The 24043-nt window shown below is 72.5% G+C and carries 20 protein-coding genes; 13 read left to right on the forward strand and 7 right to left on the reverse strand.

What is annotated here, in order from left to right:
- Positions 1–28: 28 nt before the first annotated feature.
- The 4 genes from AB0A74_RS15475 to AB0A74_RS15490 all read left to right on the forward strand — a co-directional run bounded on the left by AB0A74_RS15475 (position 29) and on the right by AB0A74_RS15490 (position 7751).
- On the forward strand, positions 29–2401 hold the full coding sequence (locus AB0A74_RS15475) for an HAD-IC family P-type ATPase (RefSeq protein WP_358249799.1): 2373 nt from the start codon (positions 29–31) through the stop codon (positions 2399–2401).
- 126 nt (positions 2402–2527) lie between these two features.
- Positions 2528–4588, forward strand: coding sequence for a diguanylate cyclase (locus AB0A74_RS15480; RefSeq protein WP_358249801.1), 2061 nt, complete (start codon positions 2528–2530; stop codon positions 4586–4588).
- 272 nt (positions 4589–4860) lie between these two features.
- Complete coding sequence (locus AB0A74_RS15485; RefSeq protein ID WP_358249803.1) at positions 4861–7248, forward strand: hypothetical protein; 2388 nt, start codon at positions 4861–4863, stop codon at positions 7246–7248.
- Between the two features lie 98 nt (positions 7249–7346).
- On the forward strand, positions 7347–7751 hold the full coding sequence (locus AB0A74_RS15490) for a helix-turn-helix domain-containing protein (RefSeq protein ID WP_358249805.1): 405 nt from the start codon (positions 7347–7349) through the stop codon (positions 7749–7751).
- A 28-nt stretch (positions 7752–7779) separates the two neighbouring features.
- Here AB0A74_RS15490 and AB0A74_RS15495 read toward each other — a convergent pair whose 3' ends face one another.
- Positions 7780–8427 carry a transcriptional regulator gene (locus AB0A74_RS15495; protein WP_358249806.1) on the reverse strand — a complete coding sequence of 216 codons (648 nt, stop codon included), beginning with the start codon at positions 8425–8427 and terminating at the stop codon, positions 7780–7782.
- Positions 8428–8480: 53 nt separating this feature from the next.
- On the opposite strand from AB0A74_RS15495, the gene AB0A74_RS15500 reads away from it, so the two are divergent.
- Positions 8481–8915 (forward strand): GNAT family N-acetyltransferase, encoded by a 435-nt coding sequence (locus AB0A74_RS15500; protein WP_343933586.1) that lies wholly within the window; start codon positions 8481–8483, stop codon positions 8913–8915.
- 44 nt (positions 8916–8959) lie between these two features.
- Here the strand turns inward: AB0A74_RS15500 and AB0A74_RS15505 are convergent, their stop codons facing one another.
- Positions 8960–10294 carry a glycosyl hydrolase family 18 protein gene (locus tag AB0A74_RS15505; protein WP_358249808.1) on the reverse strand — a complete coding sequence of 445 codons (1335 nt, stop codon included), beginning with the start codon at positions 10292–10294 and terminating at the stop codon, positions 8960–8962.
- 94 nt (positions 10295–10388) lie between these two features.
- Positions 10389–11018 carry a TetR/AcrR family transcriptional regulator gene (locus AB0A74_RS15510; protein WP_358249810.1) on the reverse strand — a complete coding sequence of 210 codons (630 nt, stop codon included), beginning with the start codon at positions 11016–11018 and terminating at the stop codon, positions 10389–10391.
- An 85-nt stretch (positions 11019–11103) separates the two neighbouring features.
- On the opposite strand from AB0A74_RS15510, the gene AB0A74_RS15515 reads away from it, so the two are divergent.
- Genes AB0A74_RS15515 through AB0A74_RS15525 form a run of 3 tightly spaced genes read left to right on the forward strand, consistent with a single transcriptional unit; the run spans position 11104 to position 15487 of the window.
- Positions 11104–12834, forward strand: coding sequence for an ABC transporter ATP-binding protein (locus AB0A74_RS15515; protein ID WP_358249812.1), 1731 nt, complete (start codon positions 11104–11106; stop codon positions 12832–12834).
- Positions 12831–14684, forward strand: a complete 1854-nt coding sequence (locus AB0A74_RS15520; RefSeq protein ID WP_358249814.1) for an ABC transporter ATP-binding protein — start codon at positions 12831–12833, stop codon at positions 14682–14684. Before AB0A74_RS15515 ends, AB0A74_RS15520 begins: the two co-directional genes overlap by 4 nt.
- A gap of 5 nt (positions 14685–14689) precedes the next feature.
- Positions 14690–15487, forward strand: a complete 798-nt coding sequence (locus AB0A74_RS15525; RefSeq protein WP_358249816.1) for a class I SAM-dependent methyltransferase — start codon at positions 14690–14692, stop codon at positions 15485–15487.
- On the opposite strand, the gene AB0A74_RS15530 is transcribed toward AB0A74_RS15525, so the two are convergent.
- A complete protein-coding gene (locus AB0A74_RS15530; protein WP_358249818.1) occupies positions 15484–15882 on the reverse strand; it encodes a helix-turn-helix domain-containing protein in 399 nt (132 codons plus the stop codon). The two genes, AB0A74_RS15525 and AB0A74_RS15530, sit on opposite strands and share 4 nt — an antisense overlap.
- Before the next feature lie 105 nt (positions 15883–15987).
- Between AB0A74_RS15530 and AB0A74_RS15535 the strand changes: the two genes are divergently transcribed.
- Together AB0A74_RS15535 and AB0A74_RS15540 are read left to right on the forward strand one after the other, a co-directional pair.
- Positions 15988–16812: an NAD(P)H-binding protein gene (locus tag AB0A74_RS15535; protein WP_358249820.1), complete on the forward strand. Its 825-nt coding sequence runs from the start codon at positions 15988–15990 to the stop codon at positions 16810–16812.
- A 483-nt stretch (positions 16813–17295) separates the two neighbouring features.
- A complete protein-coding gene (locus AB0A74_RS15540; RefSeq protein ID WP_358249822.1) occupies positions 17296–18144 on the forward strand; it encodes an NmrA/HSCARG family protein in 849 nt (282 codons plus the stop codon).
- Here the strand turns inward: AB0A74_RS15540 and AB0A74_RS15545 are convergent.
- Complete coding sequence (locus AB0A74_RS15545; protein WP_358249824.1) at positions 18117–18509, reverse strand: RidA family protein; 393 nt, start codon at positions 18507–18509, stop codon at positions 18117–18119. The two genes, AB0A74_RS15540 and AB0A74_RS15545, sit on opposite strands and share 28 nt — an antisense overlap.
- A 72-nt stretch (positions 18510–18581) precedes the next feature.
- Here AB0A74_RS15545 and AB0A74_RS15550 point away from each other — a divergent pair, with 72 nt between their 5' ends.
- Positions 18582–19472: a LysR family transcriptional regulator gene (locus tag AB0A74_RS15550; protein WP_358249826.1), complete on the forward strand. Its 891-nt coding sequence runs from the start codon at positions 18582–18584 to the stop codon at positions 19470–19472.
- Positions 19473–19480: 8 nt separating this feature from the next.
- Positions 19481–20281 (forward strand): methyltransferase domain-containing protein, encoded by an 801-nt coding sequence (locus tag AB0A74_RS15555; RefSeq protein ID WP_358249828.1) that lies wholly within the window; start codon positions 19481–19483, stop codon positions 20279–20281.
- Positions 20282–20283: 2 nt separating this feature from the next.
- Here the strand turns inward: AB0A74_RS15555 and AB0A74_RS15560 are convergent, their stop codons facing one another.
- Both AB0A74_RS15560 and AB0A74_RS15565 read right to left on the reverse strand, forming a co-directional pair.
- Positions 20284–22044 carry a DUF5107 domain-containing protein gene (locus AB0A74_RS15560; RefSeq protein WP_358249830.1) on the reverse strand — a complete coding sequence of 587 codons (1761 nt, stop codon included), beginning with the start codon at positions 22042–22044 and terminating at the stop codon, positions 20284–20286.
- A gap of 112 nt (positions 22045–22156) precedes the next feature.
- Positions 22157–23065, reverse strand: a complete 909-nt coding sequence (locus AB0A74_RS15565; RefSeq protein ID WP_358249832.1) for an AraC family transcriptional regulator — start codon at positions 23063–23065, stop codon at positions 22157–22159.
- Between the two features lie 162 nt (positions 23066–23227).
- Here AB0A74_RS15565 and AB0A74_RS15570 point away from each other — a divergent pair.
- Positions 23228–24043, forward strand: an 816-nt coding sequence (locus AB0A74_RS15570; protein WP_358249834.1) for a hypothetical protein, incomplete at its 3' end; no start/stop codon positions are given.

The raw sequence follows: 24043 nt of genomic DNA on the forward strand, positions 1-24043 counted from the left end.
CCGGGGCACGATGGCGGCGGAGGTGGGGATGTCCGACACGCTCGTCACCGCGGGCGGCCTGACCCGCGCGCAGGTCGCCGAACGGGTGGCCGCGGGCCGCACGAACGCCGTGGGCGCGCGGACCAGTCGCAGCACCGCGCAGATCGTCCGCGCGAACGTCATCACCCCGTTCAACGGCCTGCTGGCCACGCTCTTCGTGCTCGTCCTGCTCACCGGCCACTGGCAGAACGGCCTGTTCGGCCTGGTCATCGTCGCCAACACGGCCATCGGCGTGGTCCAGGAGCTGCGCGCCAAGCGCACCCTCGACCGCCTCGCCGTCCTCAACGCCCCGCACGCCCGCGTCGTGCGCGAAGGACAGGTCTCCGAGGTCGAGGTCGCCGAGGTGGTCGCCGACGACCTGATCGAACTGCGCACCGGGGACCAGGTCGTCGCGGACGGCACGCTGACCGCCTCCGACGGCCTGGAGATCGACGAGTCCCTGCTCACCGGCGAGTCCGACCCGGTCGCCAAGGACACCGGCGACGAGGTCCGCTCCGGCTCGATCGTGGTCGCCGGCAGCGGGCGGTTCGTGGCCACGGGCGTCGGCGCGGACGCCTACGCCACCCGCCTGGCCGCCGAGGCACGCCGGTTCACCGTCGTGCGCTCGGAGCTGGTCCAGGGCACGAACAAGCTGCTCAAGTGGATCTCGCTGCTGATGCTCGTGGTCGGCCCGCTGCTGCTGTGGAGCCAGTTCGAGACGCCGGACACCGACACCTGGCAGGAGGCGGTGACCGGCGCGGTCGCGGGCCTGGTCGGGATGGTGCCCGAGGGCCTGGTCCTGCTGACCAGCCTCGCGTTCATGCTCGCGGCCGTGTCGCTGGCCCGCCGGCGGACGCTGGTGCAGGAACTCCCGGCGGTCGAGGTGCTGGCCCGCGTGGACACCGTGTGCCTGGACAAGACCGGCACCCTGACCCACGGCGACATCGTGTTCGACCACCTGGTCACCGAGGACGAGCACGACGTGCGCGAGGCCCTGGCGCTGTGCGCGTCCGCGCCCGACGCCAACGCCACCTCCGCCGCGCTGGCCGACGAGTTCACCGACCCGGCCTGGCGGCGCACCGGCGGGGTCCCGTTCTCCTCCGCGCGCAAGTGGTCCGCGGTGTGCGCGGACGGCCACGGCACCTGGGTCCTCGGCGCACCCGAGATGGTCTTCCCCGACAACGCCGACGATCCCCTGCTGCGCAAGGCGGCGGACATCGCGGGCGGGGGCAAGCGGGTGCTGGTGCTCGCCTCGACACCGGCCCACCACACCGACACCACGCTGCCCGCCGACCTCACGCCGCGCGCGCTGGTCGTGCTGGCCGAACGCATCCGCGACGACGCCGCCGACACGCTGCGGTACTTCGCCGAGCAGGGCGTGGCGCTGAAGGTGATCTCCGGCGACAACCCGCGCACCGTGGGCGCGGTGGCGGTGTCCGTCGGCGTGCCGGGGATCGGGCACGCGACCGACGCCGTGGACGCCCGCACCCTGCCCGAGGACCCGGACGCGCTCGCGGACGTGTTGGAGCACAAGGTGGTCTTCGGCCGGGTCACGCCCCACCAGAAACGGGCCATCGTCGGTGCGCTGCAACGCAAAGGCCACGTCGTGGCCATGACCGGCGACGGCGTGAACGACGCGATGGCGTTGAAGGACGCCGACATCGGGGTCGCGATGGGCAACGGCGCGGCGGCGACCCGGGCGGTGGCCCAGCTGGTGCTGCTGGACAGCCGGTTCGCGCACCTGCCCGACGTGGTCGCCGAGGGCCGGCGGGTGATCGCCAACATCGAGCGGGCCGCGAACCTGTTCCTGGTCAAGAACGTCTACTCGCTGGTGCTGGCGCTGGTCGTGGTGGCGACGGCGTTGGCCTACCCGCTCGCGCCGATCCAGTTGACGCTGATCTCGGCCACCACCATCGGCATCCCGGGCTTCGTGCTGGCGCTGGCGCCCAACCGCCGCCGTTACGTGCCGGGGTTCCTGCGGCGGGTGCTGCGGTTCGCGGTGCCGACCGGTGCGGTCATCGGGCTCGCGGCCTACGCCGGCGATCTGACGATCCGCGGTCTGGAGCCGACCGGCGGGCGGGGCGCGGGGCAGACGGTGGCGACGGTGGTCGTGCTGATCGCGTCGCTGTGGACGTTGTCGTTGCTCGCGCGTCCGCTCAACCGGTGGAAGCTCGCCCTGCTCGCCGGGCTGGCCGGGGTCGCGGCGCTGATCCTGGCCGTGCCGGCGTTGGGCACCGGGATCTTCCTGCTCGCCGTGACGCCGCAGCGCCTCCTGGTCGGCGCGGTGATCGGGGTGGTGGCGGGGCTGCTGGTCGAGGTCGTCGGGCGGGTGGTGCTGCGCCCGGTGCGCGAAAGTGAGGCCCGCTCGGCTGAATCCTTTTAACACCAATGGAGCACCGGTCCGGGTTTCCCGCCGGAGTGCGGGTGCGGCATGATCGGGATCCGGTGGACGCCGCTGCCGCAGACCGGAGGCCCACCCCCACGCAGGCGACACCGCGGAGTTCACATAATGAGTGCGCACGGCCCACGCCCGGCACCGGGCCGGGCCTGGCTCGGCTACCTCGCGGTCGGGCTGGTCGCGATCGTGGCGTACTACCTGATCCCCCGGCAGGGGTTCGGCGTCGCCGCGCGGGTCGTCGTGTACTGCCTGACCAGCACGTCGGCGGCGGTCGTGGTGCTGTGGGCGGCGGTGCGCAACCGGGCGGGCGCGCGGGTGCCGTGGCTGCTGCTGGGGTTGAGCCAGGTGGTGTACTCGCTGGCCGACTGCACCTTCTACGTCAACCACTACCTGTTGGGGCTGACCGGTTTCCCGTCCGCGGCGGACGTGTTCTACCTGGGGCACTACCCGTTGATCGTGGTGGCGCTGGTGCTGCTGATCCGGCGGCGCAGCCCCGGTCGCGACCTGCCCGGCCTGCTGGACGCCTCGGTGCTCGCGGTCGTCGCGGCGATGCTGTCGTGGCTGTACCTGATCGGTCCGCGGGCGCGGCTGGACCAGCCGCTGCCGGTGGCGCTGGCGTCGGTGGGCTACCCGGTGATGGACCTGGCGATGTTCGTGGTGGCGCTGCGGCTGTTCCTGGGCACCGGGCGGCGGACGGGGTCGTTCGCGCTGCTGTCGGCGAACCTGCTGGCGATCCTCACCGCCGACACGCTCTACGTGCTGCAACAGCTCAACGGGACCTACCAGGCGGGCAACTTCCTCGACGCGATCTGGCTGGGCGGCAACCTGGCCCTGGGCGCGGCGGCGCTGCACCCGACGATGGCGCGCCTGGCCGAGCCGACCGCCGCGCGGGACAACGTGCTGGGGTGGGGCCGGATCGCGGCGCTGTGCGGGGCGGCGCTGATCGCGCCGGCGATGCTGGTGCTGCAACACGCGACCGGCGGGTTCCACGACATCCCGGTGATCGCGGCGGCGTGCGCGATGCTGTTCGTGCTGGTGATCGCCCGGCTCGCGGCCATGGTCGCCGACCAGCGGCGGCTGGCCATCACCGACGCGCTGACCGGCCTGCACACCCGGCGGTTCTTCGTGGCGCAACTGCCGATCGAGGTGGAGCGGGCGCGGCGCGGCGGCGGGTCGGTCGGGGTGTTCATCGCCGACGTGGACCGGTTCAAGTCCATCAACGACGGCCACGGCCACCCGGCGGGCGACCGCGTGCTGGTGGAGGTGGCGGACCGGTTGCGGCGGGCGGCGCGGGCCGGTGACGTGGTGGCGCGGTACGGCGGTGAGGAGTTCGCCCTGCTGGCGCCCGGCGTGCGGCCGGCGGAGCTGGCGTCGATCGCGCGGCGGCTGCGGGAGAGCGTGGCGGGCAGCCCGATCGCGGCGTCGGACGCGGTGCTGCTGGACGTGACGGTGTCGGTCGGCGCGGCGTGCTACCCGCAGCACGGCGGCGACCCGGCGGCGGTGATCGCGGCGGCGGACCGGTCGCTGTACGCGGCGAAGGTGGCCGGGCGGGACCGGGCCGTGGTGTGCGCGGAGGAGGTCGACCAGCCGTCGGTGGACCACCTGTGCCGCATGGCCGACCAGGTGGACCTGAGGCTGGGGTCCCGGCACGACAGCCGCGCGGTGGGCCGGTGGGCGCGGCTGCTGGCGACCGAGCTGGGGCACGACGAGCACGGCATCCGGGTGGCCGGCTTGGCCGGGCGGCTGCGCGACGTGGGCAAGATCGTCGTGCCGGACGCGGTGCTGCTCAAGCCCGCGGCCCTGGACGCCGGGGAGTGGTCGGTGGTGCGCCAACACGCCGAACACGGGTTCCGGCTGACGGACACCGTGCCGGGCTTGTTCGCGGTGGCCCAGACGATCAGGCAGCACCACGAGCGTTACGACGGTTCCGGGTACCCGCAGGGGTTGTCGGGTACGGCGATCCGGTGGGAGGCGCGGGTGGTGGCGGTGTGCGACGTGTGGGCGGCCCTGCTGGCCGACCGCCCCCACCGCCCGGCGCGCTCGGCGGAGGAGGCGCGAGACCTGCTGCGCTCGGGCCGCGGGACGCTGTTCGACCCGGACGTGGTGGACCTGTTCCTGAACCTCCACGCGGAGGGCCGAATCGACACGCCCGACCTGGGCCGCGTCGGCTAGCGCCGTTTTTCCTCCAATGCGCGAGTCCGGCTTCGTCACAGAGTTCACCCATCCAGCGGTACGCCGGTAATCACGCAGGTCAGCACCCGTTTGACAGTGGAATAAACACTCGCAAAATTGCGGGTTCTCGCTCTCCGTCATGCGCCTCCGACACCACGGTGAGATTCGCGGTAGCCCATCCGAGTAAACGACGCGCGAAAGTCTCCACAGAGTGGGTGCCCATGGTGAAGACTCGACCGCCTCCGTGAGGCCTAATAGGACGGGCAGCTGTCATGACTGGTGGAGGACCGGGCGAGACGTCGAACGGCGTCTGGGGCGACGCGGGGCCGGTCGTCCAGGCGCAGTCGGTCCGCGACGTCCACTTCCACTCCCCCGCGGCGTCCGGCCCGCGGCTGCACCGCCGCCCCGTCGCCGACTGGCACCCCTACACCCTCCAGGTCCACCAGGCGCTGCCGCCCGCCGACGACGCGGAGTCCTTGCCGTTGCTCCCGGGCTACCTGCGCCGGCCGCACGACGACCTGCTCGACGCCGAACTGCGCGACCTGACCAGGAGCAAGTTGATCGTCCTGGTCGGAGGGTCCTCGACCGGCAAGACGCGCGCCCTGTACGAGGCGATCTCGCGGCACGAAGCGCTCCGGCAGTGGGGCGTGATCCACCCGCGCACGGGCGACGACCTGTACCAGCTCATGCAGAGTGACACGATCGAGCCGTACAACATCCTGTGGCTCAACGAACTGCACCACTACTTCTCCGGTCCCCACGGGCAGACGGTGGCCGCCGAGCTGCACGCGCGGATCACCAGTGAGAGCGCGGTGCGGCCGATCCTCGCGGTGGCCACCCTCTGGCCGGAGTTCTGGGCGGCGCTCAGCTCCGAACCGGTGTCGCTGAACGACCCCCACCCGTGCGTGCGGTCGTTGCTCGGCGGCGCCGTGCGGATCACGGTCGCCGAGCGGTTCAGCGCCGACTCGGTCGGCGCGCTGCTGACCGCGCCCTCGACCGACCCGCGGCTGCGCGAGGCCGCCCGCACCGCGGCGCCACAAGGTGCGGTCATCCAGACCCTGGTCGGCGGACCTTCGCTGGTGCGCCGGTTCGAGACGCCCGACACCATCGTGGACCGGTACGCGACCGCCGTCGTGTCCGTCGCGCTGGACGCGCGCCAACTCGGCCACCGCGACCCCTTCCCGCACGGGCTCCTGGCCGCCGCGGCGAGTGCCTACCTGGCCGAAGAGGACCGCGTGGGCGCCGCACCGGACTGGTTCGAGCAGGGGCTGCGGCGGGCCACCCGCGACCGGACCCACGGGATCTCCCTGCTGCTGCCCGCCCGGCTCAGCGACAACCAGCCGGGCGCGGCCGACAGCTACGACGTCCACGACTACCTTGAGCAGCACGGCCGCCGTTCGCGCCGCTACCGGAAGATCCCGCCGGTGTTGTGGAAGAGCCTCCTGGACCACACCCGGTCCCCCGCCGACCGGGCCGCGATCGGGTTGAGCGCGTACGAACGCCTCGTCTACACCTACGCCGAAGCGTTCCTGAGGTCGTCCATCAAGGAGGGTTACCGGCAGGCGAAGCGGTGCCTGGCCGACTTGCTGCACGCACAGCACCGGTTCGAGGAGGAAGTGCACACGCTGGCCATGTTGAGCCGTGCCGATTTCGCCGCCCACCAGCGGCTGATCGACCTGCTTGTCGAACACCGCGCGATCGACGACCTGAAGATCCTCACCGACCGCGGCGACAGCTACGCGATCGCCAAGTTGGCCGACGTCTACGTGGACCTGGGACGCGCGGACGAGCTGGCGCAGATGTTCGAGCGCACGGGTGAAGGCCTGGTGCGCTTGAAGCTGGCGCAGCTGCTCGAACGCCAGGACCGGATCGACGAGGCGATCGACGTGCTGACCCCCGGTGACGAGGCCGCCCACCTGCTGATGGTGGCGATCATGGCGAGGCACGACCGGGTCGGAGCGCTCGAAGCCTTCCACCACGACGACACGAACTGCCTGCTCGGCGACCTGTGCGCGCGCCACGCCCAATCCCAGCTGGTCGACCTCCTGGCCAAGCGCGGCGAACCGGACCGGGCGAGGTCGTTGGCCACCCGCGGACCGGTGCCGGACCAACGCCACCAGGCGCTCCTGCTGTGGAAGTACGACTACACCGACGCCGCGGAGGCGGTGCTGCAACCGCTCAGCGACGCCGGAGACGTCCGGTCGGCGCGCTACCGCACCGACCTGAGGCCCCGGCCCGCGGCACGCGCTTCGGCGGACGGCTCCGATCTGCGCTACGACCCGCCCAGCACCCAGTACCGGCTGGCCAACTACCTGGCGAGCCACGAGATGATCGAACAGCTCCGCGAACTCGCCGACAGCGGCTACGACTACGGGCGTTGGCGCCTGCTCAACCTGTTGGCGGAGCGCGGAGATCCGCGGGGTCTCGCCGAACTGGCCGACAAGGGCGACGTCACCGCGTCCCGCAGGCTGGCCGAGATCCTCGCGCGCCAGGGGCGGGTGGCCGAGTTGAGCGGCCGCGCCCTTCGCGGCGACGTCGCGTCCAGGAACGAACTGGTGTGGCTGGCCACCGCCACGAGCCGCTCGGGGGCGACCGAAGCGGCGAACCTGGTGCGCCACGGCCTGAAACCGGACGGGACGAGCGCCAGCCGGCTCTGGTGAGACCCCGCTACCGACCGTCCACCGCGGCCGCCTTCGGGTTCCCGCAAGCGTCCAGCGCGACCGCGTTGGACAGCACTCGGAGAGAGAGTTCGACTCGCATGTCAGACAAATCCGGTGACGCGAACGTGTCCGCCTCCGTGCTGCTCAACGCGTTGGCCGACGCACTGGCCGCAGCCAGCTCCGTTCTCAGGCAACACGCCGACGCCCCGAGTCCGCGCCAGGCCACGACCGGAGGAAGCAGGGAGCCCGGTGCCGTCGACCGGGCTCGTGTCGTGCACCCGCTCCTGGGTCCGCGTCAGGCGGAGATCATCGGCCTGCTCGAACAGGCACATCCGGATGGCGCCGGCACGGGAGACCTGAGCCGGCGCATGGGATACGACGAGCCGAACGTCCACCTGGCCCTCCAAGCGTTGACCGGACAAGGCTTGGTCGAGAAGGACGTGACGACTCGCCCCCATCGCTACCGGCTTTCGGCAGACCTCCTCCGCCCCGGTGACCAGTAGACCGCCGGGTTCCGCGTCCGGGCGGTTCCTAGGCGAGGTCGGCCAGGGTGTTCCAGAACATCAGTTCGTAGCCTTGGAGCAGGCGGACGTGTTCGACTGCCGTGTCGAAGGAGACGCCGGCGTCCAGGCCTGCCTGCGCCGCGTCCAAGCCCTGTTGTTCCAGTTCCGGCACCGGGGTGGCGAAGAAGTCGAAGAACGCCGTGTCGTCCGGGGTGAACCCGTAGTGGGTCTGGAGGCCGGCGGAGATCCGGCCGCAGTACTGGCCCCAGGCGGCGAAGTTGGTCAGCATCGCCACCGCCGCCACGGCCGGGTCGGTGTTGAGCGCCAGCCACGCCACGTAGGAGGCGTAGGCCTGGCAGCCCGGTTGGTGGCGGTAGGTCTTCGGGTTGACGCCCGCCTTCGCCGTCAGCGGCTCCAGGAGGGGCAGGACCAGGGCTTCGCCTTGGGCCAGGGTGGTGAAGAAGCCGCGACCGGCCGGGGTGTCCGCCTTGGCCGCCAGGGTCAGGAAGCTGCGCCAGTCGCCCGGCACGATCCACAGTTCCTCGGCGGCCAGCGCGCCGATCGAGGTCAACGGGGCCGTGCCCGCCTCGACCAGCGGGACGAAGCGGTTCTCGCCGTGGTCGTCCGCGACCTCGTCCCTGATCCTGTCCAGCAGTTGCCTCGCCGACTGGGTCATCGTTCCTCCGCACTGGGTCCGGGTTCGCAGCCTAGCCCCGTAGGGTGTCGCGCATGATCACCCTGGGGCCACTCCTGCCGGCCGACCGCGCGGCCTGGGAGGAACTGTTCGTCGGCTACAACGCTTTCTACGGCCGGACCCTGCCCGACCTCCTGCTCGACCGCGCGTGGCGGGAGTTCCAGCGCGACGTGCGCATGCACGCCCTCGGCGCACGCCACGACGACCGACTCGTGGGCATCGCCCACTTCCTGGTCCACGCCAGCACCACCGCCCCGGACGTCTGCTACCTGCAGGACCTGTTCACCGCGCCGGACGCCCGCGGCCTGGGCGTCGGGCGGGCGCTGATCGACGGGGTGGTGGAGTGGGCACGGGAACGCGAGTGCTCCCGCGTCTACTGGCACACGCACGAATCCAACGACACCGCCCGCCGCCTGTACGACCAGGTCGCCGAGAACCGAGGGTTCATCTCTTACGTGGTACCGCTTTGACTCGCGGGTGGCCCGCCACCGGAGCGGCGGGCCACCCGCGAGGATCACGCCGGCAGGCGCCAGACCTGGTTCGTGCCGCCGAAGCAGTCCCAGATCTGCAGGCGCGTGCCGTCCGCCGAGCTGGGGCCGGTCGCGTCCAGGCACCGGCCCGAGTTCGGGTTGCGCAGGGTGCCGTTGGACTGCGGCTGCCAGATCTGGGCGCCGGTGCCGTTGCAGTCCCACAGTTGGACCTGAGTGCCGTTGGCCGTCCCCGCCCCTGTGACGTCCATGCACTTTCCCAACGCGCGCAACGTCCCGCCGCTCACGGTCCAGCGCTGGGCGTCGGTGCCGTTGCACGTCCACAGCTGCACCGCGGTGCCGTTGGCCGACGACGCGCCGGCCACGTCCACGCACTTGCCGCCGATACCGGTGATCGGACCACCGCCCGAGCCTCCGCCAACGGCGACCTCGTAGATGGCCGACACCAGGGACGTGCTGCCGGTCGTGTCCTGGGACAGCTCCCAGTTCATGATGCCGCCGGCGTTCGCCATCGCCCACGCCGTCTTGCGCTTGATCGTCGGGATCCCGTTGTAGCACTGCTGCGCCCCACCGACGGTGTAGCAGTCGCGGTTGGCGTTGGCCGGGTCCATCGCCACCAGTTGCGCGTACGTGTAGTACCCGGGACGGCTGTAGAACGGCACGCCCAGCACCGTCTTGGACGCCGGCAGCCCGCGTGCCTTCCACTCGTTGGCCGACGCGATCGACCAGTCGTAATTGGCGTGCGGGCTGCCGCCGTCGTAGGCCATGATGTTGAGCCAGTCCACCTGGCCGAACACCGCCGGTTGCACGCCCTGGGCGGTGCCGCCGCCGGACACGACCGCGGCGGTCAACAGCTTGCCCCGGCTGTGCATGGCACCGGCCAGTTGTTGCACCAGGGCCGTGAAGTTCGCCGCCGAGACACCGGGATCGGGGTACTCCCAGTCGATGTCCACGCCGTCCAAGCCGTACTGGTTGACCACTTCCACGACGCTGTTGACGAACGTCGTGCGGCTGGACGCGTTGGCGGCCAACGCCTCGAAGGCCGAGTCGTCGCCGTTGTTCCACCCGCCGACCGCCAACGACACCCGCACCCCGGCCGCGTGCCCGAGGTTGACCAGGGCGGACAGCTTGCCCGGGTCCGGGATCGCCTGGAGCGTGCCGTTGGCGTTGGGCAGGGCGAACGCGTAGTTGATGTGGGTGAGCTTGCTGTACTGGACGTTGTTGACGTTGCCCGACCACGACGGCAGGTACCCGACGCTGCGGAAGCCGTTGGGCAGGGCCGCCGCGGTCGCGTCCGGCGCCATCACGACCAGGCTCGCCGCCGCCGTGACCAAGGCGCTGATCAGCGCACGTGTCCTCATCGACACAGTTCCCTCCACTCGGGCGGCAGCCGAGCGAACGTTACTGCACCGACTTGAATCAAGTCACGATGTAAGTGGTACCGGAAAAGGCGGCTCAGTCCCGGTCCAGGCCGCGCAGCAGCGGCAGGTACACCTCGTCCACCATCTCGGCGAGCACCTCGTGGTCCACCGACCCGCCGCAGGCGATGAACTCGTTGCGCACCAGGTCCAACGGCGTGCGGGCGGCCCGGTGGGACAGCCTGACCGGCGGCAGTTCGCCGCGCGACACGGCCCGCTGCACGATCAGGGCCACCGCGGCGGTCAACGCCGTCGGGCGGGCGAGCCTCTCGCGCAGCAGCTCGGCCATCTCCGGGTGGCGGAACGCGTCGGCCATGACGCCCGCGATCATGCCGTTGACCATGGCGTCGGCCCGCCGCGCGATCCGCTCGAACAGGGCGAGCAGGTCATCACGCAACGAGCCGGTGTCGGGCACCTCGTTCTCGACCGGCACGCGGCTGTCCCACGCGGCCAGCGCCAGCTCCGCCCGGCTCGACCACCGCCGGTACAGCACGGGTTTGCTGGTGCCGGCGCGGGCGGCGACGCCCTCCATCGTGAACCGCCCGTAGCCGTGCTCGCGCAGCTCGGCCCAGGCGGCGTCGAGGATGGCCGCTTCCAGCTCCGCGCCCCGGCGTCGCGTCTTGGGATCGGCCGCGCGGGGGTGCGCGGTGCCCGTCGAGTCCGTCACCCTACCCCTAAGATACGTTGCGTTTCTTATCCAACCGGTCTACCGTGCCTCTCATTAGACACGATCGGTTTCTTATGGGGGAAATTTGCTCACCCGCCTGCTCCGCATCTACCTGCGGCCGTATAGGCGAGAGCTGGCCGCCGTGTTGGCGCTCCAGCTCGTCGGCACCGTCGCCTCGCTGTACCTGCCCAGCCTGAACGCCGACATCATCGACTTCGGCATCGCCACCGGCGACACCGACTACATCCTGACCACCGGCGGCTGGATGCTGCTGGTCACCGCCATCCAGATCGTGTGCTCGGTCGGCGCGGTCTACTACAGCGCCCGCACGGCCATGGGGTTCGGCCGCGACGTGCGCTCGGCGGTGTTCCACCGGGTCGGCGAGCTGTCCGCGCGCGAGGTCGCCGCGTTCGGGCCGTCCTCGCTGATCACCCGCAACACCAACGACGTGCAACAGGTCCAACTGCTCGTGGTCATGGTGTGCACGATGCTGGTCACCGCGCCGATCATGTGCGCGGCGGGCATCGTGATGGCCCTGCAGGAGGACGTGGGCCTGTCCTGGCTGCTGGTCGCGTTCGTGCCCGCCATGGTCATCGCGGTCGGCTTGATCGTCAGTCGGATGGTGCCGCTGTTCCGGGGGATGCAGGAGCGCATCGACGACGTCAACCGCGTGCTGCGCGAGCAGCTGTCCGGCATCCGCGTGGTGCGGGCGTTCGTGCGGGAACGCGCCGAGACCGCGCGGTTCGCCGACGCCAACTCCGCGCTGACCGAGACCGCCCTGCGGGTGGGCCGGTTGCAGGCGATGACCTTCCCCGTGGTGATGCTGCTGTTCAACGGCTCCAGCGTCGCCGTGCTGTGGTTCGGCGCGCTGCGCCTGGACACCGGTGAGATGAAGATCGGCGCGCTCACCGCGTTCCTGAGCTACCTGATGCAGATCCTCATGTCGGTGACCATGGCGACCTTCATCTCGATGATGGTCCCGCGCGCCGCCGTGTGCGCCGAGCGGATCAACGAAGTCCTGGACGCCGACCCGTCCGTGACGCCGCCGGTCACACCCGTCACCGAGCTGCCCGCCCACGCCGAGGTCGAGTTCCGGGACGTCGAGTTCCGCTACCCCGGCGCGGCCGATCCCGTGCTGCGCGGGGTGAGCTTCCGGGCCGAGAAGGGCAGGACGACCGCGGTCGTCGGCAGCACGGGCGCGGGCAAGACCACCCTGCTCAACCTGGTCCCGAGGCTGATCGACGTCACCGCCGGCGCGGTGCTGGTCGACGGCGTGGACGTCCGCGAGGCCGACCCGGACGCGCTGCGCGCCAAGCTCGGCCTGGTCCCGCAGAAGCCCTACCTGTTCACCGGCACCGTGGCGAGCAACCTGCGCTACGGCAACCCCGCCGCCACCGAGGACGAGCTGTGGGCGGCGCTGGAGGTCGCGCAGGCCCGCGACTTCGTCGAGGCCATGGGCGGGTTGGACGCGGCGGTCACGCAGGGCGGCACCAACGTCTCCGGCGGCCAGCGGCAACGGCTGTCCATCGCGCGGGCGCTGGTGCGCAAGCCGGAGGTGTACCTGTTCGACGACGCCTTCTCCGCCCTCGACGTGGCCACCGACGCCCGCCTGCGCGCCGCGCTCCGGCCGCACACCACCGAGTCCGCCGTGATCGTGGTCGCCCAACGGGTGTCCACCATCCTCGATGCCGACCGGATCGTGGTGCTGGACAACGGCTCCGTGGTCGGCGTCGGCACCCACGCCGAACTGCTCGACACCTGCCCCACCTACGTCGAGATCGTCCAGTCCCAGCTCACCGTGGAGCAGGTCGCATGAGTGCCCCCACCACCACCAGGCCGCCCGCCCGCGTGGGCGGCGGCCCGTTCCCCGGCATGGGCATGCCCGTCGGGAAGGCGCAGAACTTCGGGCCGTCCGCGCGGCGGCTGGCCCGGCGGATGCGCGGCGAGCGCGACGTCCTGGTCGCCGTGCTCGTGCTGGCCGTCATCAGCGTCGGGTTGAGCGTGGCCGGGCCGAAGATCCTCGGCCACGCCACGGACATCGTGTTCAACGGCGTCCTCGGGCAGGCCCGCGGCGGCCCCGGCATCGACTTCGCCGCCCTGGGCGAGGTGCTGGCCTGGGTGTCCGCGCTGTACCTGGCGTCCTCGGCGTTCGCCTGGGTGCAGGGCCGCATCCTCAACGACGTGGTGCAGCGGTTCGTGTTCCGGCTGCGCGAGGAGGTCGAGGAGAAGCTGCACCGGCTGCCGCTGCGCTACTTCGACGCCCAGCCGCGCGGCGAGTTGCTGTCCCGGGTCACCAACGACATCGACAACGTGGCCACCACGTTGCAGCAGACGCTCAGCCAGCTGTTGGTGTCCGGGCTGACCGTGATCGGCGTGCTGGTCATGATGGTGACGATCTCGCCGTTGCTGGCGTTGATCGCGCTGGCCGTCGTGCCCGCGTCGGTCGTGCTCACCGGGCGCATCCGCAAGCGGTCGCAGAAGCTGTTCATCGCGCAGTGGCGGCAGACCGGCGCGCTCAACGCCCACATCGAGGAGGCGTTCACCGGCCACCAGTTGGTGAAGGTCTTCGGGCGGCAGCAGGAGTCCGAGGCGGAGTTCCGGCGGCGCAACGACGAGCTGGTGGAGTCCTCCACCGGCGCGCAGTTCGTGTCCGGCCTGATCATGCCGTCGATGATGTTCCTGTCCAACCTCAGCTACGTGGCGATCGCCGTGGTCGGCGGGCTGCGCATCACCTCCGGCGCGATGACGCTGGGCGAGGTGCAGGCGTTCATCCAGTACTCCCGCCAGTTCACCCAGCCGCTGACCCAGGTGGCGTCGATGGCCAACCTCATGCAGTCCGGGGTGGCGTCCGCGGAGCGGGTTTTCGAACTGCTCGACGCCGAGGAGCAGACCCCCGACCCGAAGGACGCGGTCCAGCCCGCGGACCGGCGCGGCCGGGTGGAGTTCCACGACGTGGCCTTCTCCTACACCCCCGACCAGCCGCTGATCCGGGACCTGTCGCTGGTCGCCGAACCCGGCCAGACCGTGGCCATCGTCGGACCGACCGGCGCGGGCAAGACCACCCTGGTCAACCTGGTCATGCGGTTCTACGAGCTGGACGGCGGGCGGATCACGCTCGACGGCGTGGACGTGACCGCGATGCGCCGGGAAGACCTGCGCTCCCGGACCGGCATGGTCCTGCAGGACACCTGGCTGTTCGGCGGGACGATCCGGGACAACATCGCCTACGGCCGGCCCGGCGCGACCGACGAGCAGGTGGTCGAGGCGGCGCGGGCGGCGTTCGTGGACCGGTTCGTGCGCACCCTGCCCGACGGGTACGACACCGTCATCGACGAGGAGGGCGGCAACGTCAGCGCGGGCGAGAAGCAGCTGATCACCATCGCGCGGGCGTTCCTGGCCGACCCGGCGCTGCTGATCCTGGACGAGGCGACCAGCTCGGTGGACACCCGCACCGAGTCGCTGGTGCAGCACGCGATGGCGGCGCTGCGGTCGTCGCGGACCAGCTTCGTCATCGCGCACCGCCTGTCCACCATCCGCGACGCCGACCTGATCCTGGTCATGGAGGCCGGGCGGATCGTGGAGCAGGGCACGCACGAGGAGCTGATCGCCGCGGAGGGCGCGTACCACCGGCTCTACGCGGCGCAGTTCGCCGAGGGCGCACTGTAGAACCCTTGGGGAATCGCCGGCCCGGGTCCACGCTGGAGGGCGTGGACCTGGGTTTTCGCGGTGACGTGGTCGAGTTCTACCAGCGCTACCGGCGCGGCTACCCCGACGCGGCGATCGACGCGGTCGTGGCCGAGTTCGGTCTCGGCGCGGCCGACGTCGTGGTGGACCTGGGGTGCGGCACCGGGCAGCTGACCGTGCCGTTCGCCCGGCGCGTGCGGGCGGCGGTCGGGGTGGACCCGGAACCGGACATGCTGGCCGCCGCGCGCCGGGCGGCCGACGCGTCGAACGTGAGCTGGGTGCTCGGGGCGGACACCGACGTGCCGGCGCTGGGCCGGCTGCTCGGGACGGTCGGCGCGGTGACCATCGGCCAGGCGCTGCACTGGATGGACCACGAACGGCTGTTCCGCGCGGTTCACCCGGTGGTGCGACCCGGTGGCGGGGTGGCGGTGTTCACCAACGGCACTCCCCTGTGGTTGCAGGACACCGGCTGGTCGCGGGCGTTGCGCGCGTTCATGGAGCACTACCTGGGCACGCGGCTGACGTTGACCTGCGGGGCCGACGAGCACACCCAGCGGCGCTACGCTGACGCCCTGGGTGAGCACTTCACCGTCCGCCATCACCTGGTCGAGTACGAGGACGACCTGGACGTGGAACACATCGTCGGGGGCGTGCTGTCCGCGCTGCCGGTGGACAAGCTGCCCTCCGACCGCGCGGCGTTCACCTCCGCCCTGCGCGACGTCCTGGAACCGCACGCGCCGTTCACCGAACGGGTGGACGTGCGCATCCTGACCGGCCGCCGCTAGGACGCCCGGTCGTGCCGCTCGCGGGCGGCCAGCACCTCCGGCGCGTGGTCGCCGACCCACGTGAGCAGGCCGTGGACCCGGGCGGCCAGGTCCCCGCCCAGCGGGGTGAGCGAATAGGTGACCTGCGGGGGCCGGGTCGGTTCGACCTCGCGGTCCACCAGGCCGTCGCGCACCAGTTCGCGCAGGTTCTGCGCCAGCACCTTCTCGCTGATCCCCGGCAACGCGTCACGCAACCGGTGGAACCGCAACGGCCCCGGCCACAGCTGGAGCACGATCAACCCCGCCCACCGGCTCGCGACGTGCCGGTAGAGCACCCGCCCCGGGCAGTCCTCGCTGTGGAACGCGTCACCACCGCGCACCGGCGCACCGCCGTCACCCTCGCCGCCTACCCCCACACCCTGAGCTTACGTCGAGGTCAGTCCTTCCCGGCCACCGCGCCGCCGCCCTAGCGTCACCGCCGACCGATGAGGAGGAAAGCGTTGAGGCACAACAAGGTTCTGGTGACCGGTGCGACCGGCAACGTCGGCGGCTCGATCACCGCGCGGCTGGTGGGGACCACGACCGTCCGAGGCCTGTCCCGCCGACCGGAGGCGCTGCCCGACGGCGTGGAGGCCGTCCGAGGCGACCAGTTCGACCCGGACACCGTGGCCCGCGCGGCCCGGGGCACCGACGCGGCGTTCCTGGTGTGGCCGGCGCTCACGGCGAACGGCGCGCGGGAGGTGGTCCAGGCGCTGGCCGCGCACACGCCCCGGATCGTGTTCCTGTCGAGCGGCGCGGTGGACGACTCGCTGGAGGTGCAGGAGAACGTCATCGGCCGGTTCCACGCCGACGTGGAGCGGGCGATCGCGGACACCGGTGTCGAGTGGACGTTCCTGCGCCCCCACGGCTTCGCCACCAACACCCTCGCGTGGCGACCCGCGATCCTGGCCGGCGACGAGGTGCGCGGCGGCTTCGGCCGGACGGCGGTGACGCTGGTCCACGAGGACGACATCGCGGCGGTCGCGGTGAAGGCGCTGCTGGAGGACGGTCACCAGGGGGCGAAGTACGTGCTGACGGGTCCGGAGCTGGTGACGCGGGCGGACCAGGTGACGCTGATCGGCGAGGTCTTGGGTCGGCCGCTGCGCTGGGTCGAGACGTCGCCGGAGGAGGAGTTCGAGGCGGCGCGGCGGTGGCTGCCGGAGGAGGTGGCGCAGGCTTTCGTGTCCGGCTTGGCGCGCTCCACCGAACAGCCGGCGCCACCGACGACCACGGTCGAGGACGTGACGGGCACCCCGGCCCGCACGTTCCGCGCGTGGCTGGCCGACCACGCCGACGATTTCCGCTGAGTGTGAGGTGGGGTTGGCGGGGACGTGGTGCCGGGGTGCCCGGGGTCCGGTGCGCGGGGTCCGGTGCCCGGGGTCCGGTGCCCGGGGTCCGGGTGCGCGGGGACCGGGTGCGCGGGGACCGGGTGCGCGGGGACCGGGTGCGCGGGAAGGGTGCGGCTGATCCGGCCCCCCACCCACCCCCGCCCTGACCGCCAGGCACAAGCCAGGCGCGCGCGGGGCGCGCCGGCGCGCTTCGCACGCCCATCCCAAGCGCTGCGCGCTCGGGGTGGGCGGCCGGCTCCGCCGGGCAGGGCCGGCCGCCGCAGGCGGGTTGCAGTTGGAGCTTTGCTGGGGAGGCTTGGTGGGGGTGGCGGGCGGGGAAACGGATCCCGCGCCTCCGCACCCCGCCCTCACCGCTCCCCACCGAAGGTCACGCCGCCTACTTACGCCGATCGGCGTAACCAATACCCCGATCGCGCGATACACCCCGCAAGGAGGTCCGCGATGGATCTGGTGGTGGTCACGGGAGCGACAGGCAGGCAGGGGGGCGCGGTGGCCCGGCATCTCCTCGCCGCCGGGTGGCGGGTCCGCGCCCTCACCCGCGACCCCGCCGCGCCCGCCGCCCGCCGGCTCGCCGACCTGGGTGTGGAAGTCGTCCGGGGCGACATGGCCGACCACGACTCGCTCCGCCCCGTCTTTCGCGGCGCGCACGGCGTCTTCAGCGTCCAGAACCCCATGATCAGCGGCCACGACGGTGAGATCCACCAAGGACGCACCGTGGGCAACGCGGCAGCGGAGGCGGGTGTGCGGCACCTCGTCTACGGGTCCGCCGGCACCGGACGGCCCGGCACGGGCGTCGGCTCGTGGGAGTCCAAGGTCGTCGTCAAGGCGCACCTCCACTCCCTCGGCGTGCCGCTGACCGTCCTGCGCCCGATGGCGTTCATGGAACTGATGACCGACAGGGACTTCTACCCACCCGTCTCCACCTGGCACCTCATGCCCAAGCTCATGGGCCCCGACCGACCGGTCCCGTGGCTGTGCGTGGACGACCTCGGGGCCGTGGCCGCGCGGGCGTTCGCCGAGCCCGACCGGTTCGTCGGGCTGGACCTCGCGCTGGCCGGTGACGTGCGGACCATCGACGAGTGCCGGGAGCAGTGGCGCGGCACCTTCGGCAAGGCGCCCAAGGGCTTCCCGATGCCGGTGTGGCTGTTCCACCGGTTCGTCGGACCCGACCCGACCACGATGTGGCGGTGGCTGCGCACGAACCCCACCGACGTGGACCCCGCCCGCACCCGCGAGGTGCTGCCCGAAGCGCGGACCGTGGCTCAGTTCCTGGCCGAGCGGCGCGCGTAGACCTCGATCTCGATCTTCATGCGCGGGTCGGCCAGGCCGCACACCAGCATGGTCGCGGCGGGCCGGACCTCGCCGAACGCCGCGCGCAGCACCGGCCAGCACGGCTCGAAGTCCGCGCGGTCGGGCAGCATGTACCGCACGCGCACCACGTCGGCGAACGTGCAACCCGCCTCGGCCAGGGCGTGGCCGATGTTGGTCAGGCACTGCTCGGCCTGCGCGACCACGTCGTCGGAGATCGTCATCGTGGCGTAGTCGAACCCGGTCGTGCCGGACACGTGCACCCAGTCCCCGTCCACCACGGCGCGGGCGTAGCCGATCTGCTCCTCGAACGTGGAACCGCTGAGGATCGCGCGTCGTTCCGTCATGCCGCACAAGCTAGGTGAGCAGCACCGATACGTCCAATACACCACACACCATGACGTGATATCCCTGAACGTATGACCCGCCCGGAACTGGCCCTCCCCCAGCTGCACGCGTTCGTCGTGCTGGCCGAGGAACTGCACTTCGGCCGCGCCGCCGCCCGCCTGGGCATCGCGCAACCCCCGCTGAGCCAGCAGATTCGCCGCCTGGAGGACCGGGTCGGGCACCCCCTGTTCACCCGAAGCCCGGACATCGGCCTGACCGCCGCGGGTCGCGAGCTGCTCCCGGCGGCCCGCCGCGCCCTGGACGACCTCGCCGACGGCCTGGCCGCCGCCCGCGCGGTCGGGGGCGGGCTGGCGGGTCGCCTGCGCATCGGGTTCGCCGCGTCCCTCGCGCTGACCGTCCTGCCGGGGTTGCTGCGCGCCTACCGCGACCGGTTCCCGGACGTGCGCCTGGACCTGCACGAGATGACCACCGCAGCCCAGGTCAGCGCCCTGCACGACCGGACCGTGGACGTGGGGTTGCTGCGCGAGGACCCGCGCGATCCCGACCTGCACACCGCGCTCGTCCACACCGAGCGTTTCGTGGCCGTGCTGCCCTCCACCCACCCCTTGGCCACCCACCGCGCGGTCGCCCTGCGATCGATGGCCGACGAACCGTTCGTGCTGCTCCCCCGCTCGGCGGGCCCCCGCTTCCACGACCGCGTCATCGACGTGTGCCAGGCGGCCGGGTTCACCCCGCGGGTGGCGCAACGGGCCGTCGAGTGGCAGACCGTCTGCGCCCTGGTCGGCGCGGGCCTGGGCGTCTCGCTGGCCCCGGAGGGCATCCGCCGCCTCCGCCTCAAGGGCGTGGCGTTCCGCAACACCGCCTCCGACGCGACCACGGACGTCCTGGCCGCCTGGCGCAAGGACGATCCGAACCCCCTTCTAGGTCATTTCCGCACCCTGGTCCACGAATTCGGATCATGATGGGAGCCATGACCGACTCGCAGGCCACCTCCCAGACCATCGACGCGTTCGACCAGGGCGGCGACCACTTCGCCGCGTGGACCCCGCTGCTGTGGGACCCGATCGGGGCCGCGACCGTCGCGCTCGCGCCGCCCCAGCCGGGCGAGAAGGTGCTGGACGTGTGCTGCGGCACCGGGTCGTCGGCGATCCCCGCCGCGCGCCGGGTCGGCGAGACCGGTTCGGTGGACGCGATCGACCTGTCCACTTCGCTGCTGGAGCACGCCAGGGGACGGGCGGCGGACCTGCCGAACCTGCGCTTCCACCGCGCCGACGCGACCGAGTGGACCGGCGGCCCGTACGCCCGGTTCCAGTGCGTCTTCGGCGTGTTCTTCCTGCCGGACATGGACGCCGACACGCGCCGCTTGATCGGGCTGGTGCGCCCGGGCGGTGCGGTGACCATCACCACTTGGCGGGAGAACGGCGTCCAGGACGTCGTCGGTTCGCTGTTCCAGGCGATCACCGAGGTCACCGGCGTGACGCTGCCGCCGAAGCAGTCCCACAACGCCGCCGCGCGCGTGGACTCCGAGGACAAGCTCGCCGGCTGGCTGACCGGCCTGGGCCTGCGGGACGTGGCGGTCCACCCGGTGGACCACGACGCCCCGCTGACCCCGGACTCGGCGTGGGACTTCCTGATGGGCTCGGCCGCCCGGACCGCCTTCGCCGACAAGGACGAGGCCACGGTCGCCGCGATCCGCGCCCGCTACCGGGAGCTGATGGCCTCGATCCCCGTCTTCCGGGCCCGCGCCCTGGTCGGCACCGGCACGGTCTGACGTCACGCCGGTTTCATGCGGAAGTCGTAGCGGGCGGGCAGGGTTTCGTCGGGGCAGGCCTGGCGCCACAGCGCGTCCAGGCTCACCTCGCCCTCCCGCAGGTCGTCCACGTCGAACCCCGCCCGCAGCACCGCCGCCGCACGCTCCCGCGAGCCCGCCGCCAGCGCCGCGCGCACCTCGGCCAACCTGATCCGGCCGTGCGACCGCACCGACTCCGGCACCGCGTCCACGAACGCCAGCGCCTGCGCCGCACGCCCCGACGACAGCAACGCCGACACCGCCTCCACCGCCAACTGCCACCGCGACGGGTCGGCGGCGTGCGCGGCCACCAGCAGGTCCGCCGAACCGTCCAGCACACCCAACGCCCGCAACGCCCACGACGTGTCCCGGTGCGCCAACGACGCCAGGTAGTGCGCGCGAGCCGCCTCGACATCGCCTTCGGCGTGGGCCATCACGCCCAGGTGATAGGCGGTCGCCCAGTTCTGCGGGGAGGACTCCAGCAGCTTGCGCCAGTGCTCCCCCACCACGTACGACACGGGGTCGCCGACCGGCAGGAACCCGGCGTCCAGCAACGCCACCCACGGCGCCTGCTCCGGACCCGTCGCGGTGAACGGGGTCGCGGGCGTGGAGATCCCGGGACTCACGCGGTCCTCCAACGCGCCCCACCCGCTGCCCGACAGCAGCACCTCGCCCACCGGCAGGTCGGCGGTCTCCTCGAACGCCGCCAACGCCCCACCCAGGTCACCGGGCCGCACGGGACCGTAGGACTCCACCCACGTCCACTGCGCACCCCCGGGCAACGGCAGGTGCTCGTACTGGGTCGTCGCCAACCCGGCCTGGATCTCGCAGTACGCCCCGCCGCCCAGCCACTCCTGCCAGTGCCGCCCGCCCACGGTCTCGCCCCAGCAGAACAACTTCCGCCCCCGCAACCGACCCGTGGACGCCTGCACCAGCCCGCCGACCGCCTCCACCCACGGCTGCCCCACCTCGTCGGGCACCTCGTAGAAGTAGTCCACGGCCTTGGCCTCCCGCCCCGGCGCCAGGTCCCGCGCCGGCACCCGCTCGACACGGCCGGTGTAGGAGGCCAGGAACGCCGTGTCCGCCGGCGCGCGCACCACCGTGTCCGGCGTCTGCGGCACGGCCGCGTTGGACCACCAGTACATCGGCACGGTCTCGGCCCTCGGGTTGCGGATGCGCACCCCGACCACCAGGACCGGCGAGTCCGGCGGCAGCCAGGCGTCCACCTGGAAGACCACGCCGCGCATCCGCTCGTACTCCCACATCCGCAGCACCCGCGTCCCGTCGGGCCGGGTGACGACGGCCGTGTGCAGCGGGTCGCAGGTGAACGGGCAGTGCCCGCGGGTGCCGATGTTCCACTCCACCCCGCCCGCGAACCACGCCCCGCGCAGCCCCAGGTTCGCCGGTTGCAGCACCCGCGGCTGGAACAGCAGCTCCCGCCCGTCCGCGACCAGCGACCACAGCCGCCCGCCCAGTCCGGGCAGGAAGGTCGCGCGCACACGGGAGTTCTCCAGCACCACCGCGTCCACGGTGGACGGCCGCGGCGCCCGCCCGTAACCGTCCTGCAGCAGGTACGGGAAGACCGTCCGCACCCCGCCGTACGCCGCGCCGGCGGCGATGTGCGGCGGCACGTCGGAGAAGTCCAGCCGGTAGGGCGGGTCGAGCAGGCCGGCCAGCGGCGGGAGCGGGTTGGTCGGGCCGACCCCCGACATGCGCAGGGTCAGCGCTTCGCGGCGCGGCGTCATCAGCCGTTCTTCTTCCAGTCCACGGTCCGGGAGTGTGCGCAGCGGTCTGGCCGGCGCGCACCGGTCGCGCGCGAAAGTCCAACCGCCGGCGCGACAATTCCAGCCGGGCCGCTCAGTCGGACCGGGGCTCCTCCGGCCGGTCGCCGGAGACCAGCGGCGGGTTGTCGTGGTCGGGGACGCGGTCGCTCCACCCGCCGGGCACGGCCCGGAACCGCTGCTCGCGGAACCGCAGCGGCGCGACGCCGACCCGCCGGGTGAACAGCCGGCTGAAGTAGGCGGCGTCGTCGTAGCCGACCGCGGCGGCGATGCCGTGCACGGGCATGGCCGTGGTGGCCAGCAGCTCCTTGGCGCGGTTGAGCCGCACCGCCAGCAGGTACTCCTTCAGGCCCGACCCGGTGCTGCGCCGCACGGCCGCGCGCAGCTCGCCCACGGTCATGCCGTGCCGGGCGGCGACTTGGGCGACCCCGACCGGCAGCAACGCGTCCGCGGCGAGCCGGTCCAGCAGCGAGTCGCCCGACGGCGTCCGGTCGCTGCGCACTCGGCGCAGCTCCACCAGCAGGTCGTGCACCGCCGCCGCGGCCTCGACCTGCGCCAGCGGGCTGCCGCCGCGCGCGGCGCGCACCACCCGGCCGACGATCACCCGCACCTGGTCCACGTCGTTGAGCGGCACGACCGGGTCGTCCGGGGTCACGTACCCGAGTTCGACGTACGCCTCCGCGGCCGGGCCCTCGAAGTCGACGAACAGCTCCTCCCAGCCGCCGTCCTCGGCGGGCCCGTAGTGGTGCTCGCGGCCCGGCGACAACCACAGCAGCACCGGACCGACCACGTCGTGCCGGACCCCGTCCGCGCCCGCGAACCAACCCTTGCCCTCCACGACGACCACGGCGACGTGGTGGTCCAGCACGCGCGGCCCGACCACCGGCAGCACGCCGCGCTGCATCCCGACCCCCAGGCACACCAGGCCGAGCCGGCGGTGCGCCGGCGACGGCGTGAAGTAGCGCATCCAGGAGCGGTACGACAAGGCGGTCCTCCCGCATGACCCGGACCGGCCGCCGGGGCGGCTCACGATTATGTGGGGTCGCGGCGGCGGGCACCAACGGGCGTTCCCCCGATCTCCGCGCGCACCCCGGGCGCGGAGCGAGTACGACGGGGGGTGACCGACCACGAACGGAGGGTGCCGCCGATGACCGTCGCGACCGGTTCGCCGGAGCACGTGGCCCACGTGGACGACCTGGCCCGCCGCCTGGTCGCTGCCGGAGTCCCGCGGGTGCGCGAGGAGTCCATCCCGATGCGACGCTGGACCCCGCGCCGCTGCGAACTGCGCCCCTTCGGCCCGGCGGTCCCGGTGGCGTACACGGCGCGGACCGGCCCGGAAGGCGTGACCGGTCCACTGTCGAGCCGCGCGCGGGCCGGGGTCGTCGGCCTGGCGCGCATCCCCGCGACCGAGCGGAACGTCCTCGACTGGGACGGTGCCCCCGTCCCCGACCCGTCGCTGGCGCAGGAGGAGATCCGGGACGCGCTGGCGCGGTTCGAGACCGCGGGCGCGGTCGGGGCGGTGCTCGTGGTGGACGAGCCGGACACGTTCCTGCTGCGCGACGGCCGCCACCGCGGCATCCCTGCGGTGTTCGTCGGCCCCGACCACGGGCTGCGCGAGGGCGAGGAGGTGACGGTGGTGCTGGAGGCCGACATCGACGTGGTCACCACCCGCAACCTGGTCGCCCTGGTCCCCGGCGCCACTCCCGACCTGGTCGCGCTCCAGTCCGCCACGGACGGTCCGGACGCGTTGGCGGACAACGACTCCGTGCTGGCGGCCGTGGCGGAACTGGTGCGCGCGGACCTGACCGCGGGCGTGCTGGTCCTGCTCACCACGGGCCGGCTGGCGACCGAGGAGGTGTGGGGCGTGCCGGCGTTCCTGGCCGAGCACCGCGACGACGTCGTCCCCCGCCTCACCGCCGCGGTGAGCGTGGCCGGGCCGTGCTTCGCCACCGGCCACCGGGCG

Origin of the sequence: Saccharothrix sp. NPDC042600 (genome assembly GCF_040647305.1) — a bacterium.
GTDB classification, from domain to species: Bacteria; Actinomycetota; Actinomycetes; order Mycobacteriales; family Pseudonocardiaceae; genus Actinosynnema; species Actinosynnema mutabilis.

What these genes read in the sequence shown, in the direction of transcription:
- AB0A74_RS15505 (WP_358249808.1), bottom strand. Translation starts at nt 10,294, where the DNA reads ATGAGGACACGTGCGCTGATCAGCGCCTTGGTCACGGCGGCGGCGAGC.
- AB0A74_RS15490 (WP_358249805.1), top strand. Translation starts at nt 7,347, where the DNA reads ATGTCAGACAAATCCGGTGACGCGAACGTGTCCGCCTCCGTGCTGCTC.
- AB0A74_RS15560 (WP_358249830.1), bottom strand. Translation starts at nt 22,044, where the DNA reads ATGACGCCGCGCCGCGAAGCGCTGACCCTGCGCATGTCGGGGGTCGGC.
- AB0A74_RS15520 (WP_358249814.1), top strand. Translation starts at nt 12,831, where the DNA reads ATGAGTGCCCCCACCACCACCAGGCCGCCCGCCCGCGTGGGCGGCGGC.
- AB0A74_RS15500 (WP_343933586.1), top strand. Translation starts at nt 8,481, where the DNA reads ATGATCACCCTGGGGCCACTCCTGCCGGCCGACCGCGCGGCCTGGGAG.
- AB0A74_RS15545 (WP_358249824.1), bottom strand. Translation starts at nt 18,509, where the DNA reads ATGACGGAACGACGCGCGATCCTCAGCGGTTCCACGTTCGAGGAGCAG.
- AB0A74_RS15540 (WP_358249822.1), top strand. Translation starts at nt 17,296, where the DNA reads ATGGATCTGGTGGTGGTCACGGGAGCGACAGGCAGGCAGGGGGGCGCG.
- AB0A74_RS15555 (WP_358249828.1), top strand. Translation starts at nt 19,481, where the DNA reads ATGACCGACTCGCAGGCCACCTCCCAGACCATCGACGCGTTCGACCAG.
- AB0A74_RS15550 (WP_358249826.1), top strand. Translation starts at nt 18,582, where the DNA reads ATGACCCGCCCGGAACTGGCCCTCCCCCAGCTGCACGCGTTCGTCGTG.
- AB0A74_RS15485 (WP_358249803.1), top strand. Translation starts at nt 4,861, where the DNA reads ATGACTGGTGGAGGACCGGGCGAGACGTCGAACGGCGTCTGGGGCGAC.
- AB0A74_RS15480 (WP_358249801.1), top strand. Translation starts at nt 2,528, where the DNA reads ATGAGTGCGCACGGCCCACGCCCGGCACCGGGCCGGGCCTGGCTCGGC.
- AB0A74_RS15475 (WP_358249799.1), top strand. Translation starts at nt 29, where the DNA reads ATGTCCGACACGCTCGTCACCGCGGGCGGCCTGACCCGCGCGCAGGTC.
- AB0A74_RS15495 (WP_358249806.1), bottom strand. Translation starts at nt 8,427, where the DNA reads ATGACCCAGTCGGCGAGGCAACTGCTGGACAGGATCAGGGACGAGGTC.